This window comes from Alkalihalobacillus sp. TS-13 (genome assembly GCF_019720915.1).
Classification (GTDB): Bacteria; Bacillota; Bacilli; order Bacillales; family Fictibacillaceae; genus Pseudalkalibacillus.
On record NZ_JAHKSI010000001.1, the window covers coordinates 2,535,068 to 2,550,283 of the forward strand.

General features: G+C 40.4%; 17 protein-coding genes. 6 read left to right on the plus strand and 11 right to left on the minus strand.

What is annotated here, in order from left to right; all coding sequences use genetic code 11:
* Nucleotides 1–89: 89 nt before the first annotated feature.
* From KOL94_RS12400 to KOL94_RS12420, 5 genes are all read right to left on the minus strand, one after another.
* A complete protein-coding gene (locus tag KOL94_RS12400; RefSeq protein ID WP_221566724.1) occupies nt 90–1,172 on the minus strand; it encodes a copper resistance D family protein in 1,083 nt (360 codons plus the stop codon).
* On the minus strand, nt 1,169–1,744 hold the full coding sequence (locus KOL94_RS12405; RefSeq protein ID WP_221566725.1) for a copper resistance CopC family protein: 576 nt from the start codon (nt 1,742–1,744) through the stop codon (nt 1,169–1,171). The genes KOL94_RS12400 and KOL94_RS12405 overlap by 4 nt, the downstream gene beginning before the upstream one ends.
* A gap of 105 nt (nt 1,745–1,849) precedes the next feature.
* A complete protein-coding gene (locus tag KOL94_RS12410) occupies nt 1,850–2,692 on the minus strand; it encodes an alpha/beta fold hydrolase (RefSeq protein ID WP_221566726.1) in 843 nt (280 codons plus the stop codon).
* 239 nt (nt 2,693–2,931) lie between these two features.
* Entirely contained in the window at nt 2,932–3,468 is a 537-nt protein-coding gene (locus tag KOL94_RS12415) for a GNAT family N-acetyltransferase (protein ID WP_221566727.1), read from the minus strand.
* Between the two features lie 5 nt (nt 3,469–3,473).
* Nucleotides 3,474–4,166: a phosphatase PAP2 family protein gene (locus KOL94_RS12420; RefSeq protein WP_221566728.1), complete on the minus strand. Its 693-nt coding sequence runs from the start codon at nt 4,164–4,166 to the stop codon at nt 3,474–3,476.
* 325 nt (nt 4,167–4,491) lie between these two features.
* Between KOL94_RS12420 and KOL94_RS12425 the strand changes: the two genes are divergently transcribed.
* Nucleotides 4,492–4,947: a hypothetical protein gene (locus KOL94_RS12425; RefSeq protein ID WP_221566729.1), complete on the plus strand. Its 456-nt coding sequence runs from the start codon at nt 4,492–4,494 to the stop codon at nt 4,945–4,947.
* 604 nt (nt 4,948–5,551) lie between these two features.
* Here the strand turns inward: KOL94_RS12425 and KOL94_RS12430 are convergent.
* A complete protein-coding gene (locus KOL94_RS12430) occupies nt 5,552–7,147 on the minus strand; it encodes an MDR family MFS transporter (RefSeq protein WP_221566730.1) in 1,596 nt (531 codons plus the stop codon).
* 171 nt (nt 7,148–7,318) lie between these two features.
* The gene (locus tag KOL94_RS12435) at nt 7,319–7,744 is read right to left on the minus strand and encodes a MarR family winged helix-turn-helix transcriptional regulator (protein ID WP_221566731.1); all 426 of its coding nucleotides are present in this window, start codon (nt 7,742–7,744) and stop codon (nt 7,319–7,321) included.
* A gap of 181 nt (nt 7,745–7,925) precedes the next feature.
* On the opposite strand from KOL94_RS12435, the gene KOL94_RS12440 reads away from it, so the two are divergent.
* Nucleotides 7,926–8,348: a CBS domain-containing protein gene (locus KOL94_RS12440; protein ID WP_221566732.1), complete on the plus strand. Its 423-nt coding sequence runs from the start codon at nt 7,926–7,928 to the stop codon at nt 8,346–8,348.
* 76 nt (nt 8,349–8,424) lie between these two features.
* Here KOL94_RS12440 and KOL94_RS12445 read toward each other — a convergent pair whose 3' ends face one another.
* The gene (locus KOL94_RS12445) at nt 8,425–8,631 is read right to left on the minus strand and encodes a hypothetical protein (RefSeq protein ID WP_221566733.1); all 207 of its coding nucleotides are present in this window, start codon (nt 8,629–8,631) and stop codon (nt 8,425–8,427) included.
* Between the two features lie 292 nt (nt 8,632–8,923).
* Between KOL94_RS12445 and cls the strand changes: the two genes are divergently transcribed.
* Nucleotides 8,924–10,426: a cardiolipin synthase gene (cls, locus tag KOL94_RS12450; protein WP_221566734.1), complete on the plus strand. Its 1,503-nt coding sequence runs from the start codon at nt 8,924–8,926 to the stop codon at nt 10,424–10,426.
* A gap of 306 nt (nt 10,427–10,732) precedes the next feature.
* Complete coding sequence (locus KOL94_RS12455) at nt 10,733–11,011, plus strand: hypothetical protein (RefSeq protein WP_221566735.1); 279 nt, start codon at nt 10,733–10,735, stop codon at nt 11,009–11,011.
* 8 nt (nt 11,012–11,019) lie between these two features.
* Here KOL94_RS12455 and KOL94_RS12460 read toward each other — a convergent pair whose 3' ends face one another.
* Entirely contained in the window at nt 11,020–11,871 is an 852-nt protein-coding gene (locus tag KOL94_RS12460) for a hypothetical protein (RefSeq protein ID WP_221566736.1), read from the minus strand.
* Between the two features lie 158 nt (nt 11,872–12,029).
* Between KOL94_RS12460 and KOL94_RS12465 the strand changes: the two genes are divergently transcribed.
* The gene (locus KOL94_RS12465; RefSeq protein WP_221566737.1) at nt 12,030–12,191 is read left to right on the plus strand and encodes a hypothetical protein; all 162 of its coding nucleotides are present in this window, start codon (nt 12,030–12,032) and stop codon (nt 12,189–12,191) included.
* A gap of 86 nt (nt 12,192–12,277) precedes the next feature.
* Here the strand turns inward: KOL94_RS12465 and opp3b are convergent, their stop codons facing one another.
* A complete protein-coding gene (gene opp3b, locus KOL94_RS12470; protein WP_221566738.1) occupies nt 12,278–13,204 on the minus strand; it encodes an oligopeptide ABC transporter permease in 927 nt (308 codons plus the stop codon).
* Between the two features lie 118 nt (nt 13,205–13,322).
* On the opposite strand from opp3b, the gene KOL94_RS12475 reads away from it, so the two are divergent.
* Complete coding sequence (locus KOL94_RS12475; protein WP_221566739.1) at nt 13,323–13,670, plus strand: SgrR family transcriptional regulator; 348 nt, start codon at nt 13,323–13,325, stop codon at nt 13,668–13,670.
* Nucleotides 13,671–13,757: 87 nt separating this feature from the next.
* Here the strand turns inward: KOL94_RS12475 and KOL94_RS12480 are convergent, their stop codons facing one another.
* Nucleotides 13,758–15,128, minus strand: a complete 1,371-nt coding sequence (locus KOL94_RS12480; RefSeq protein ID WP_311775136.1) for an aldehyde dehydrogenase — start codon at nt 15,126–15,128, stop codon at nt 13,758–13,760.
* Nucleotides 15,129–15,216 lie beyond the last annotated feature (88 nt).

Sequence of the window (15,216 nt, forward strand, 5' to 3'; positions counted from 1 at the left end):
ACATGTTACAACGTCCGATTAAGGATTGAATTCCATCTCATCAATTGGTTGTACGAATTTTCAACACTTCTACGACTATAGTTGTAGCTTTAAACAACCCCTGACATCAGGGCGAGATAATACAGGCCAGATGTTCCTAAACCAAGTACTACGCTTACGATCACTGGAAATTGCCTTATGATGCTGAACAAAGTTCCCACCAGCATGACGATTCCACCTAATGCCCATAGGAGCACTTCATTCGTTATGGAGAAAGAAATCACTGACTGCGGATCGATCGTGCCATCGAAAAAATACAAGAATAATGGAGAAGGCTGCTCCTGAAGCATCGTTCGCCAGACTTCATGGGGAGGAACCTGCTGGGACAAATATGCGGTTACCGAAAATACGAAAATCACAAGAATTGCTTCACCCTGGAGCGAACGTTTTACATGCTGACTACCTTTCCGGTGAATCATTTTTTTCAGATAAAACCCGTGCACACATGCATATATGAATACAGGGATCAACAACAAATGTTTGATTACTAACGCTTGCCCATATGGCAAAATCCATGAATCTACATACTGCGGGGCTACGATTTCATTCATCAAAAGCCCACCTCCGGTCAGAATCAGCACAGCGCCAATTGAAAACGGTGTAAACCAATTCAGAAATGGAACCCAATCCGAATCACGCTCAGAGCTCCAAGCAACGTAAAGAAGAACGCCGATCCATCCAGCAATTGATGCCACATGTAAGAAGTGCGCAATGAACCCGATAACAGGGTAAAGAGAGGCGGTATGACTTGCAAATGAATATGAGCTAGCCAGAACAATACTTAAGAACAAACCAAGTCTCGCATAGAACGTCGTGTCTTTCAGGTTGTTTTTATAGACGAGCAGAAATAGCACACCTGCTATCAAAAGGCTAGCTAGCCAGGCTTTACCGACACTGAAGGTAAATAGAACAGAAGTGAATGTCTCCAGATACCCAATACTTTCAGACAGATACTGGATAATTTGCAAGAGCTGTACGAACATAAGAATCGGGATGGAGGCAATGACCCATAGTAACAGTTCTTTTGAGACAGCCACTTTCGGCTTGTGGTTTTTTGGAATCGACTCGAGGAGCATACCGCCAATGAGCAGTGAAAATGCTACATACAAAATACCTTTGAAAAATATGATCATTTTACTGCCTTCTTCCTTAAGAGCCACCAAATAACCGCAACACCACAGACGATCGTGATAGCAGCAATTCCGATGACAACTGGAGATAGCCCATTTTCCACTTTTCCTTTAGGCGTTTCGCTATCAGCTGACTTTTCATCTGGCTGGCCATTTTCAGATGGATTCTGGTCCTCACCTGTTGATGGATTTTCATCCGGGTTTTCGGTCGATTCTTCAGCTTCTACTGAAAAAGTGAAACCGCCCTCCACAACATGTGAATCTTGAGAAATGATTTTATAAGAAACGGTATACGTTCCGGTTGGCAGAGGCTCAGAAAGCTGACCGAGCATGACATTTTCTTTTAGATCGATTGATTGTATTTCAATAGATTTTCCATCTTGGTCAGTAAGTGTGAATTTACTACCTTCTTTTATTTCAGAACTAAACTTGAATGTAATGATGTCCAGTGGATGCTTCACAGATTCTCCATCTTCAGGAGACGTCCCTTGAAGAGACGAATGGGCATTAGAAAAAGATGGGTTGTTCAATATTGTGAATAAGATTACGAAACAGATAATTATATATTTCCGCATAAGAGGTTCGATCCTTTCTTTTCAACTATCGAATCCATCTTACCACCTGTGCAATTCTGTTTCTACTCTGTTCACACTTCGTTACCTTTTTCTATTTTTACTGTGTCATGCTAAAAACGCACTGATTGCAAGCTGGAATCTTTCTTGTTCTTCTAAGAACGGATAATGGTTACTATACTGGAATCGTAAAAATGTGGAATCTTTCAGTCCTTCATCTATTTCTTCTGAGCATTCGATCGGACATTGCACATCGTGTTCCCCACAAATAATCAACGTAGGAACCTTGATATCCTTCAACTTATCTCTCAAATCAAAATTCGGAAAATCATACTCGCCGAAGTAGTCTAATCGGGATGCCGCCATCTTTTTAAAAATGTCTGCTGAAAAATAACTTTCATACTTTTCTGGTTCATTCAATGAAAGCTTCGTCCGTTCTCGTGAAAGCAACTTGCGTTCATCAGGGTGCAAGCAATTGGATTTCAATCGACTTATCAATTCTTGCATTTTATTAAACTGTGGATGTTCGGGGTTGTAGATACTTCTCTTTTTCGAAGTATAATCACCACTCGCTGCACTTCCGACGACAATCAACCGGTCTATTGAATCTGGAAACTCCAATGCATAAAGGAGCCCGAGCATTCCTCCGGTTGAGTGACCTGCAAAAGACCATCGCTTAAATCCAAGTGCCTCCTTCACAGCCTCGAGGTCTTTAACGGTCTCAAACATCGAAAGTTCATCGATGTTTTTATATCCGATTGAACGGCCCGTACCGCGCAGGTTCACCAAAATAGCCTGATTTCGTTTTGAGAATGTATTTGCAAAATGGTCCCCAGTTTCATTGAATTCTGAATACAGATGTGTAATACATACCGGGATTCCATCACCCTTAGTAAAAATTTCAAATGTTCCACGGTCAGTTTGAATTAATTGTGTTTTCCATGTACTCAACTCATCACTCCCCGATTTAAATTTTCTACTAGGAAGAAATTTCCCTTTTTTGATGATCCAAAACCTCTGATTTCATATAGCATTCCATGAAATTTCAACCAATCTATTGAACTTAACCCTGCCCGGAATAGTGAGTATGCTGAGACCCAAACCGCAAGTCTCTTAGCATATTCCTTGCTGAAAAAGATATAAAAAACCGGCCTTCCATCATGTAGTAGGTAAGGCCGGTCTCATTCGTTCTAATTTGTTTTGATTTTCGCATACATCGTCAGATCGATGAAGCCTTTGCCACTATATGCATAATCCTTCAAAATACCTTCCCTTTCAAAGCCTAATTTTTCGATCAAACTTAAGGAAGCATTATTATGAGGGGAGATCAGTGCGCCGACCCGATGAAGGCTCAATTCGTTGAATCCATACTCGGTAATAGCTTCAAGCGCCTCTCTCATATAGGCTTGGCCCCAGTATTCCGGAAATAGCTCATAACCGATTTCGGCTCTGAAATAGCGGTGGTTCCAATTATGAAAACCACATGTCCCAATGAGCTTTCCCTCCGACTTCAAGAATATCCCCCAGCGAATGACCGTATTATGCTTCAAGCCGACACGGAATTTTTGAATCAATTCTTGTGCTTCAGAAATATCCCCCATCGGATCGGAACCATAATATTTCAAGACATCTTTGTTTGTAAAAAGATCATATAAAATTCCTGCGTGTTCGTCTTTAATTTCTTTTAAATGCAATCGGTCTGTACTTAATTCCGGAAATGCTTCCATTGTCATCAATTCACCTTTCTGTGTCTATTCATTCGATTCAATAATGAAAGGGCATAAATGCAAGCCAAAAGCCAGACACCCCCTGCTGAAAAACCAGCGATCACATCGCTAGGATAGTGGACATGTAAATAGATTCTAGAAAAACCAATCAGTAAAATCCATATCCCTGCCAACAGAACGACTGGCCAATATGGCTTCCCACTCTTGCGCAAATACTGGATCAATAAATACGCTATAATCCCATAAGCAGCGATCGAAACCATCGCATGACCACTCGGAAAACTGTAGCCGCCCACTTCTACCAGGTGTTCCAAATCCGGTCTTTCCCTTTCAAAGGAACCTTTTAAAAACGTATTCATCGCCCACGAGCCAAGAATGGTGATGAGGAGAACAAAGGCCTCCCATTTAAGACTCTTCTTTATGAGAATAACAAGGACGATTATTACCAGAAACACATATGTATACGTATCCCCTGCATGGGTCATGAAAATCATGATATTTGTCAGCCATGGTGTTTGAAGGCTATAGACAATATTCGAAATTAACGTGTCGAATCCCTGCAACTCATTTTCCAGAAGTTCATCGGTTAGTTTGGCGAAAACGCCTAGTAATGCCATAGCAGCAATAATGCCGATAATCAGTTCCAGACTGATTTTCTCTAATGCTTTTTTCGTTTTTGTTGTATTCAGATCATTCATCACAACATCCCTTTCCTCCACCCAATTACTTATTTAATTGTAATTTTGCATAGGACATCACATTCCTAAATATTAGTATTTTATCATGAAAATCAATCATGGAAATGAAAACGAAAAGCAGTTTTCTAAAATTGTTATTAAAAGTTGATAACCATTTGAAGTGGAAATATGCGAAGCGCCTGCGGGATAGCCAGTTAAGCAAGATCCCGAAGTGGAGAACAAGCTGAGGAGGCTTGCTGATAGTCAGCGGAAATTCAGTATATTTCCAAACTGTTTGCAAAACAGAAAAAATTTCCATTTTCGGTTTTCAAGAAGGAATTTCAAATTGGCATCAAGAAATAACAACATCACAGAAAAACAAATTCTTGTTCCTAACATTTGGGGTGGTTATTTGAAGAGGTTTTTGGAAAAGCCGCGCAAACGTATTTTGAGCAAACCAACTAGAGATGTCGAGTATAAACTTGTGTTCATTGGCAGCTTGATTGGATTCTTCTCCTCTTGCCTCTATTTCGTATTGTTCGAGTATATCTTCGAATCCGTCCAAGAGATGGATAGTGCGATCATCGGGAGTTTCTCTGGTGTCCTCGCGTCATTCGCCGCTTATTTTTGTTTGAACCTTGTTGATTATCAAACCCGGAAATTCGCAATCTGTATTGCCATTTGCTCGATTTGGGGATTGCTTAGCGTAAGTTATTTCTATACGATACCCGCTCTTCTGTTATTATCGTCAACATTCCTTTGTTTTTGGAGGAAAAACAGGGAGATTCGAATTATTAAATGATAGTTAAGTAATTATAATGACTGGAAGCCTAGCTAAACAATATTTCTCTGGCATCTGAATGTTTGACTCAGGCTAAATCCGCAAGCCTCTTCGCCTGTTCCTCGCTGAAACTAAGTTGCATCTAATCATTAACGGACAAAGGAGACCTTATTTGTCTTAATCAAGATGAGTTTACAAAATTAGCGGACACCAGAGACCCTATTTCGTAAATCTCATACAAAATCAGCTGTTTTGTTCACAGATAACGGCTCTGGAGTCCGTTAAATTTTTGAAACACCAATTTTGTCACAATTAACGGCTTTGGTGTCCGCTAATTTTACTGCACATCCCTTACTTCAAACAATAACTATAAAAATCTTTTCACATGAATCGTAAGTCTTCTTCCCGTTTGAACTCTCTTGCTCGTTTGTCCTGCTGAAGTGGAGGAACTTCTCCGGGAAACCTTACCACCCTTAAAGTAACTTTCCATAAAGCCAGCTAGACGGAACAAGCTTTTCCACTGCTTGGGTCGTAGTTAAGAGGTAATAAGAATCCTTAAATTAAATTTGGGCTGACCCTTAACATCGATACTCATCAATGTTTTGGAGCAGCCCCTTTCTTGGATTTATACGGTTGAACGTTTCTTCTCTTCCACTTGAATGATATTTTCTTCATCCTCATCTTCCTGATTAGATGTCTTCAATCTCACTTCTTTCAAAAACAAAACGAGGATCACTGCCAGGACCATCGTGAAAACGCCGAATAGGAATGCACCGCCCAAAGCATCACTTAATGTATTGCGCATTGCACTGATGACCTGATTCAACATATCCTCCTGTTCAGCTGGCACTTGTTCTTTGAATGCCTGAAGTTGTTCAGGGTCCATTAATACTTTCGGATCGGCTGCTTTTTCCAGGCCACCTTGTAATCCTGCTTTACTTGTTGTATCCAGCTTAGCACTCATGATCATATTCATTATGGCACCCATTACAGATACACCGATGGTACCGCCGAGCTGCCGGAACAACTGTACAGAAGAGGTTGCGACACCTAGATATTTATAAGCAACCGCATTCTGGATTGTAATGTTGAAAATCGGAAAACTGCAGCCCAACCCAAGGCCAATGATCACCAGGCGATAAATCGCATCGATATTCGTGCTATCAGTGTTCAATGTTGTCAGCGAGAAGATTCCGATTCCCATCATGGTAAGCCCGAAGATAGCCATTTTTTTATATTTACCAGTTTTGGTGATCAATTGACCTACAATCGTACTTGATAGGACCATACTGAGCATCATCGACATCATGATGAATCCAGTTTTCGTCGCTGATGTACCGATCACCCCTTGAATGAAAAATGGCATATACATGATTGCCCCGAACATCGCCATTCCGATCAAAAGACCGATGATATTGGATATCGTAAATACGCTATTGCCGAATAGGCTCAATGGCAGGACAGGATTGGTTACCTTCCGTTCTGTATATAAAAAGGCCAGTAAAGCAACGATGGAGAACGCGAATAACCCGTTCACCTGAAAGGAACCCCAGGCATACTGATTGCCAGCCCATGAGAATGCCAGCAACATCGGAATAATAGTTGCAGCAAGAAAGACTGATCCGAAATAATCAATTCTTCCATGGTCTTTACGCGGAACGCTCGGAAATAATCGCATGATCAAAATAAATGCCACAAATCCAACGGGGAGGAAGATCCAGAAAATCCACTTCCACGCAAAATGATCGACGATGTAACCGCCGAGCGTTGGTCCGAACACGCTTGAAAGTCCGAAAACTGCGGCCATCAATCCCTGCCAGCGGCCACGCTCACGTGGTGAAAACAAGTCACCGATCGAAGCGAAGGCAGTTGAAAAGATCATTCCGCCGGCTAAACCCTGAAAGCCTCTATAAAGGATGAGCTCCACCATCGTATCGGCTGTTCCACAGAAGAAACTAGCAACAATGAACAAACCAAGACCGAGCAGTATGAACGGTTTCCGACCATACATATCAGATAATCTTCCCACAAGGATCGCCGTTACGCTTGATGCCAGCATATAAATTGTAAAGATCCAACTGAAATAGTTCATACCACCTAAGTCAGAAACAATGATCGGCAATGCTGTGCCTACGATCGTCTGGTTCAGCGCGGCAAATAACATCGAGGCCAAGACCGCTACCATGATCGTTATTTTTTGTTTGATTGGTAAATGTTCCATATTTCGCTACCCCTAACTTTCATTAGATGAATAGTTCACTTCATGAATTATTGTCCGAAAAAGAAAACCTGGTGATTACCCATGTTTTCATAATTTTTGAATACACTATCTATATAGGCTATTAAAATTGTATGCCAAAACAATCAATAAGATTTACATCCTCAGAATTTTTCAAGAAGACGACGTTATTTTCGAAAAGAGCTTTACCAGGGTTTTCATTTCATTATCTGATAAGTTCTTGAACTTTTCTTCCATATACCTATGCTTTTTCTTCTCAAGGAAATTCACGAGCTCCTCTCCTTTTTCGGTAAGACTGAGGTAGATCACTCTCCGATCATTTTCGGCTCGTTTCCTTCTGACCAAATCCCGTTTGACAAGACGATCCGTGACCGCCGTTATATGACTTGTAGCCACATTGAATTCTTGAGAAAGCATTGAGCTCATGACCTCGTTTTTTCCCATGATGAATTTCAAGTAAGTAAATTCAGTGGATGTGCATTCATCACCGAAGAGATCGTTAATTTCTTTCCGGAACATCCGGAATGTCGTACGGAAACTTTTCTCCAGTTCCCCTATCAATTGCTGTCGATTATCCATTAAACTACACCTAACTATCTATACGTTTAGTTAACCTTATTAAGTATATCAAATAAAACCACGAATTTAAACTCTCGAATGATTGTGTATGCATTATTTTTACTATTATAGCTTTACATTATCAATTCAGACGAATTTATACTATACTGTATATGGAGTTCTGTTTGAAAGGAAGAGTCATATGAATATTGGCTTTTACTTACTGCCGAAAAGTGAAGTGAAATATTTGAATCCTGAGTCGACCATTCGACAAGCCTTAGAAAAGATGTCTTATCACAAATATACATCTGTCCCGCTTGTTGATGATGAAGGTAAATATTCAGGCACTTTGACAGAAGGAGATCTTTTATGGAAATTGAAAGAAGATCTTGATGCAGATGAGGATTATGATGAAATCCAAAAGATCAAATTGAAAGATGTACCTATGCGGGTCAAAAATATTCCGATATCCATCAATGCCAATATGGAAGATCTGATTACACTGGCTACTGATCAGAACTTCATTCCAATTACGGATGACGATGGACATTTCATCGGGATCATCCGGCGCAGGGATATCATCAAGTACTGTGCAAGCGTGATATGGGAAAAAAACGAAGCATAGAACAAAACAGGCTGGCACAAAAGTGTCAGCCCTTTTTATATCCTTTCAGCTGCAAAGTCTACGATCGATAAGGTCGTCACTTTCTGTAGATCAAGATATCCTGACCTTGCTTTGAGAAGCGGTCGTTGTGGTTCTCCAAAGGGAATGAAATCAACGATGCGATGCCTTCTTCACCCGTATTAAGGACCACCCTCTTCCCCACTTCCTTCAACAGAAGAACCCCTTTTTGTGAATAGATATCCGCTTTTAATCGTGTTCCTACTTCAAGGCCATTTTGATTCATTAGACACCCCCCATGTCTAAAAACTGTTCTGACCCATTCAATTCTATTCTTTTTGGCTTTGGAGGTGAGACACCGCAGTCACAACGCGCAAAGAGACTTGTGGATTCCCGGAAAGAGAGTGAATTCTGTGTAAATTAACAGATGAATAATTACTGTCGGTTTCTTTTAAATGCAAATTATGTTTTTTTATACAATTATTATCGGTTATCTTCCATCTTCTTTACACCTTATCGTTTTTACACGTATTTTTAAGGGTACTATAAAGAATATTCAAATTGAGAGGAAAGTTTTGATGAAACGGATCAGACAATTTTTTTTGTGCCTTATCATGATCATTTGTGTTGGAATCATCATATCAGCAAAGCAACCGACAGACATTAAACTTATGGCTGGAATCATCTATCTTGGTATCGCATTATCAGTCTGTTATGTGTTGATGCTTGAAAACCGTTCTCCTTATAAAACCCTTTTGTGGATGTATGCGATTCTCTTCATCCCGATCATTGGGTACATTTTTTTCATCTATTCAGGTCAGCTTGAAGTAAAAGGTCATTTATTCAAGGAAAAACGGTTGGATAACTACAAACAAGCTCAAAAGATGCAGCTTGAAAACAAAACCTCTGGAAGATGGACACACCTGCATGAATCAGAAAGGGAATTCTCCAAACTGATCACGGCTGTTAGTGATCAGACCATCAGTTTTCATTCCTATACGGAAGTGCTTCGCAATGGTGATGAAAAATTCCCCCGTTTGTTATCGGAATTGAAGAATGCGAAAGATTACATCCATATGGAATATTATATTTTTCGTTCAGATGATATCGGAAGACAGATTATAAATGTTTTGTGTGAGAAAGCTGCTGAGGGGGTTGAAGTCCGCTTCGTTTATGACGGAATCGGAAGCCTTAAGATTTCAGATCGTGATGTCTCCCGAATGAAAGAAGCAGGGGTCCAGGTTCATAGCTTCCTTCCGATCAGGAAAGGGTTTTTCAATCAAAAATTCAATTTCAGGAACCACCGGAAAATCGTCGTCATCGATAATCACATTGGTTTTGTGGGAGGGTTGAATGTTGGGAATGAATATCTGGGGAGAGACGAGAAATTCGGATATTGGCGTGACACTCATCTTATCGTAAAAGGGGAAGCGTTACGGGATTTACAACGTGTCTTTCTTTTGGATTGGAGCTATGTCAATGATGAATCGTTATTTGTAGAACGATATTTGGCAATGGACGCAAGTGAAGAAAGCGGCGGGGTCCAGGTCGTTCCGAGTGGACCTGACACTTCCCAAGGTGTAATGAGCTATTTATACTACAGTATGATCACTTTTGCACAAAAATCAGTATGGATCACAACGCCATATTTTATACCGAGTAAAGAGATTCGTACTGCTCTTCTCATCGCTGCCATTAAAGGAATCGATGTCAGATTGATGGTTCCCGAGACGAACGATAGCTTTTTAACGCAATATGCAACGCGGTCCTATTTCAGTGAGCTTTTACGATATGGGGTTAAGATTTATTTGTATCAGAAGGGGTTCCATCATCAAAAAACGATCATTGTCGATGGGAATTATGCTACTCTGGGAACAGCGAACGTAGATTTGCGTAGCTTCCATCTTAATTTTGAGGTCAATGTGTTCATGTTCCGCACCCCGACTATTGAAACACTTGTTACCCAATATGAAGAGGATTTGTATGACAGTTTGGAAGTGAATTTGGAAACCCATAAAAAGCGCGGGTTGTGCCTCAGGACGAAAGAATCGTTTAGTAGGTTGTTCTCTCCTGTCCTTTAATATCAGGCTGGCTTTAGAGTCGGCTTTTTTGTGTGTTGTTCATAAGGTTGATTTTGGGCAGCACATGGTGTATAAAACTTTAGATTGTCTGATTTTAGCACTTATACGGTCACGAGATGGCCATAAACACTTGATTTTGTCCGTATGAAAGGTTTATACCGTCACAAGCTAGCTAAAAATGAATTACTTTGTCCGTATTGAGCCTACTCCTGGCAAAGAAAGAGAATATATAAGTACCGGTTATTATGAAAAAGTTCATTCCGTACATACTAATCGAAAGACGATTGTATTGGAGGGTGTATGGCTATGGGATGGATATTTCCGATTGGTTTTTGGGTGATCGGTACGCTTGTTGCGGCAAGTCCTGGTGTTATTTTTCGATTAGTGGAGAAGGAAAAAGAAACGTTACGAGAAGAAGCAGAGGAAACGAGGTCCCGTGATCATTTAGCTTCCGTATTTTTCACAGTTGAAGAAAAACTGATGAGCTCAATCCCGTGGTGGTCTTTTACGTTGATCTGTTCAATTTTGGCAGTCTTCCTATTCACATTCGGTTTCATCGCATTAAGCTTTGTCTTAACATGGTAAACCATCGATTATTCATCATCTTTAAGAAGAGTATCAAAATCCACGGTCCAGCGACTCGTCAAACTATCTCTTTTCAACCTCATGACAGCATAATGTTTATCAAGCCCTCTTCTACTTGTCAATACTTCAACGGAGTATTCGGTTACAAGTAAATTGGAGGGTTCTTTTTCGGATAATGGTTTATTTGGATGCACAAAGAATAACTTTTTCAACTTGCTCCTTCTGATTGGATGGCTAACTGTTTTGTTGATGATCTTAATATCCTCCTGATTGACAGCATGGATGAATATACTTGCCAATTCATCGCTTGTCGCTTTTTCAATATAACTGTCCAGTTTTCCTGAAGCTTTTAAAATCATCAGTTGGTGTGATGGATCTTCTTTCCTAGATTTATGTGTTGTACTTTTCGGGAGATGAATGCAGAAGTGACCCGGAAAATTATTTGCTAACGCGCCCGCACCATGAGGCATCCCATGCATAGAGGCTGGAATCATCTCTGACCCGTTTCGAATGAAGATCGCTCTCCGTTTCCAGCTCCATTTTCCATCATAAATCTGTCTCATGATTGCTGTATCTGTTTTAGTAAGCGGTTGGACATCGGCATGGTGTTCCCCCGCCCTCCTTTGCACTGTGAAAAACAATCCTGTTTCCATGTCAACAACTTCAAATGTACTTTTTCTCGGAAAAATCGCATCCGTTTCTTCCCATGTTTTCCACTCGATCCTTTCCGGCAAATGAGTCCCATCGTCGAAAATCGATGGAAGGTTCTCAACTTTGATCCCGTGCGCAAAGATCTCTTCCCTTGGGAAAAGACTCGTTAACAGTCCACAAATAATAACAATAAGTAAGCTTCGTCTCATTTCATGTTCTCCGTTCATCATTATTTCGTTCCTTTATTATTGTGGCTTTGAACCATTTCACTCTATAACAGGTAATATTTGTACTCTGAGGATTTGATCTACCAGTATCAGAAGTACTATCTAGAAGGGAATGCTAATCATAATAAGGAGTGATGAAGATGAAAAACAAGAAAAAACGATTGGTGGAAATCGAGCACCCTTATATAAGAGAAATTGAAGAACACACTGAACACCCAGGTGTAGACGAAGAACGAGATGGGGACCTTGTCCAACACGTATCTGACGAGGTAAACCCACAAGCTGAACAAGCTCAGGGTTAATTAAATTAAAGGGGCTGTCCAATAAGTGCCTAACTCTCCTATATTACATGAGGGTCTGATTCACTTTTGGAAGCCCCTATAAATAATTAGTTTTTATCCCCAAGCCTAATTCTTGGGTCAATCAATCCATAGGCAAAATCCACAATCAAGATCATCGCTATGAACAAAAAGGAAAAGAACAATGTCGTACCCATAATTACTGGGTAATCGTTCATAGTAATTGATCGTACAAACTGTTCGCCGAGTCCTGGTACAGAAAAGATCTGTTCAATGACAAGGGTTCCTGTCATAATACCGACCAGCATTGGACCGAGAACGGTAATTAGTGGAATCAGAGCATTACGAACTGCATGGAACACTACTACGTTAGCTGAATTGACCCCTTTCGCCTTTGCCAAAATGATATAATCCTGATTCAATACTTCCAAAAGTTCTGTCCTCATGAATCTCGCTGTTACTGCCATCGGAAAGATCATCAGAGCTATTGTAGGAAGAATCGTATACTCGAATCCTTCCCAAAACGCTACTGGAAGCCATTGAAGTTTAACTCCTACATAGTATTGAAGTAAACCTGCAAAAACGAAACTTGGTATGGAGATACCGATTACGGAAAGTAAGGTCGATGAGTAGTCTAAATATGAATTATGCCGGACTGCTGCTATGATTCCGAGAACCATCCCAAACAAACTGCCGAAGATCATCGACTGGAATCCGAGCTGGGCAGAAGGACCAATTCTTTGAAGGATCAAATCGGTAACTTTCCTCCCCTCAAACTGAAAAGAAATACCGAGATCTCCCTGCACAAGATTTGTCATGTATTTCACATACTGCAAAGGGATAGGATCATTCAAATTATATTTTTCGAGAATGATCGCCTCCTGTTCAGCGGTCAACTTCGCCTGGTTGCTTAAAGGAGAACCTGGCATCAATTTCATCAAGAAAAACGTTGCAGAAGCTATGACAAATAATGTAATGATTAGATACAAGATCCGCTTTAAAAAATATGCTTTCATTGAGACACCCCCATTTTTTCTGACTTTTTTGATATTTTAAAGTATAATGGAAAGTAGAATATGGAAAAAAGTGAAAAATTTGTTGGGAGTTGTTCCCCTTTTTCGAGGAGGTGCTGTGATGAAATACGGAACATATTATTTGCAGCTATGTAATCTTTTCTCTGCTGAAGAACATGTGGAAGTTCCTTTAAAACGTCTAGCAGATGAGTGGAAAATTACAACTCGTTATGCGAAGAAAATCATCCGAGAATTACATAAACAAAAATTCATTGAATGGAATCCAGGAATCGGTCGTGGAAACCTATCTAAATTACGACTTTTATACAGCAAAAATGATGTCGTAATCGGTTTAGCGAAAGAACATGTGCGAAAGAAAAAAATCCAGGAAGCCTTTACGGTCATCCATACACATGCCCCTGAGGTCAAAGAAAACTTTGTGGACTGGCTGTCTGACCCATCTTTATAAGTTAAAATAAAAACTCAAATGTTCGGGAGGAACAATTTGAGTCGATCTTTAACGTTGGGGCCATCACATGAAAATGGCTTTATTGAATTATTTCAACAACCTTCTCATGATTTTCAGCCCATGTTTGTTCGATGGGTATCGAAAGGCAATGTCAAAGCGGTTCGTCTGCTTGACAATACTTTTTTGATGAGAAAAAGCATCAAAACTTGCTTTACCATGATAACTGCCGGTTCCACTTTCCCCAACACCACCGAATGGTAAATAAGGTGATGCGACATGAACCAACGTGTCGTTGATACACCCCCCTCCAAAAGATAAGCTATCCATGACACGCCTCTGCTGTTCTACTGATTCTGAAAACAAATAAAGCGCTAAGGGCTTTGGATATTTACGGACATCATGGATGACCTGATCGATCGAATCATATTCCATAACTGGCAATATAGGTCCGAATATTTCTTCTTGCATGACCGGATCAGACCAGCCGACTTGATCGATCAACGTCGGTTCGATCGACAAGGAACCCTCATCTTTCTTACCGCCTGTTATGATCCGTCCGTCCTCAAGATATCGGCTGAGCCTTTGGAAATGATTCATATTCACGATATGCGTTATTTCAGGGTTTTCAAGTGGGTTTGCACCATAGAATTCATCGATGTACTTTTTAATCTTCGTTATCAATTCAGCCTTCACTTGTTCGTGAACATATAGATAATCTGGTGCAATACAGGTTTGACCTGCATTTGTGAATTTCCCCCATACAACCCTTTTGGCTGCAAGTTCAAGATTTGCACTTTCATCGACAATGGCCGGACTTTTTCCACCGAGTTCCAAAGTCACGGGAATCAATTTTTTAGAAGCTGCTTCCATGACGATTTTTCCGACAATCACGCTTCCAGTAAAGAAAATTTTATCGAAGTCTTGTTCGAGCAGCTCCTGGCTTACTTCCACTCCACCCTCTACAACTGCAACATAACGCTCTTCATATATTTCTCCAATCAGTTTCGAAATGACTTTAGAGACAGTCGGCGTCAGCTCTGAAGGTTTGAGGATCCCGCAGTTGCCTGCCGCAATCGCCCCGACCAACGGTGAAATTTGCAGCTGAAAAGGATAATTCCAAGGAGCGATGATTAAACATACGCCATAAGGCTCCGATTGAATATAACTTTTTGAGCCGAAGTGTGTGACTGCTGTTTTTACCCGTACCGGCTTTGCCCATTTTTTTAAATGCTTGAGAGTGAAACTGATTTCTTTGTGTAATATGCCTACCTCTGATGAATAGGCTTCAAATTCGGATTTGTTGAGGTCTTTTTTTAATGCACCTAAGATATCAGTCTCGTATTTGTTGATTGCATCTCTCAATTTCTTAAGCTGTTGGATGCGGAAATCGACAGTCTTTGTTTCTCCTGAGAAAAAATAAGTACGTTGCAGCTGAAGGATTTCTTGAATCGTTGGCACGTTTGACGCCCTCCGTTCACTAGTCACAATACGTAATCAAAATGTATCGTATCTAAAATGTATACGATACGTTTGTTTTTTTCAAAAT

Bases quoted from the DNA above. Each gene is read 5' to 3' on its own strand.
- cls (WP_221566734.1), top strand. From the start codon at position 8,924: ATGAAACGGATCAGACAATTTTTTTTGTGCCTTATCATGATCATTTGT.
- KOL94_RS12455 (WP_221566735.1), top strand. From the start codon at position 10,733: ATGGGATGGATATTTCCGATTGGTTTTTGGGTGATCGGTACGCTTGTT.
- KOL94_RS12440 (WP_221566732.1), top strand. From the start codon at position 7,926: ATGAATATTGGCTTTTACTTACTGCCGAAAAGTGAAGTGAAATATTTG.
- opp3b (WP_221566738.1), bottom strand. From the start codon at position 13,204: ATGAAAGCATATTTTTTAAAGCGGATCTTGTATCTAATCATTACATTA.
- KOL94_RS12445 (WP_221566733.1), bottom strand. From the start codon at position 8,631: ATGAATCAAAATGGCCTTGAAGTAGGAACACGATTAAAAGCGGATATC.
- KOL94_RS12400 (WP_221566724.1), bottom strand. From the start codon at position 1,172: ATGATCATATTTTTCAAAGGTATTTTGTATGTAGCATTTTCACTGCTC.
- KOL94_RS12430 (WP_221566730.1), bottom strand. From the start codon at position 7,147: ATGGAACATTTACCAATCAAACAAAAAATAACGATCATGGTAGCGGTC.
- KOL94_RS12475 (WP_221566739.1), top strand. From the start codon at position 13,323: ATGAAATACGGAACATATTATTTGCAGCTATGTAATCTTTTCTCTGCT.
- KOL94_RS12465 (WP_221566737.1), top strand. From the start codon at position 12,030: ATGAAAAACAAGAAAAAACGATTGGTGGAAATCGAGCACCCTTATATA.
- KOL94_RS12415 (WP_221566727.1), bottom strand. From the start codon at position 3,468: ATGGAAGCATTTCCGGAATTAAGTACAGACCGATTGCATTTAAAAGAA.
- KOL94_RS12460 (WP_221566736.1), bottom strand. From the start codon at position 11,871: ATGAGACGAAGCTTACTTATTGTTATTATTTGTGGACTGTTAACGAGT.
- KOL94_RS12420 (WP_221566728.1), bottom strand. From the start codon at position 4,166: ATGAATGATCTGAATACAACAAAAACGAAAAAAGCATTAGAGAAAATC.
- KOL94_RS12405 (WP_221566725.1), bottom strand. From the start codon at position 1,744: ATGCGGAAATATATAATTATCTGTTTCGTAATCTTATTCACAATATTG.
- KOL94_RS12435 (WP_221566731.1), bottom strand. From the start codon at position 7,744: ATGGATAATCGACAGCAATTGATAGGGGAACTGGAGAAAAGTTTCCGT.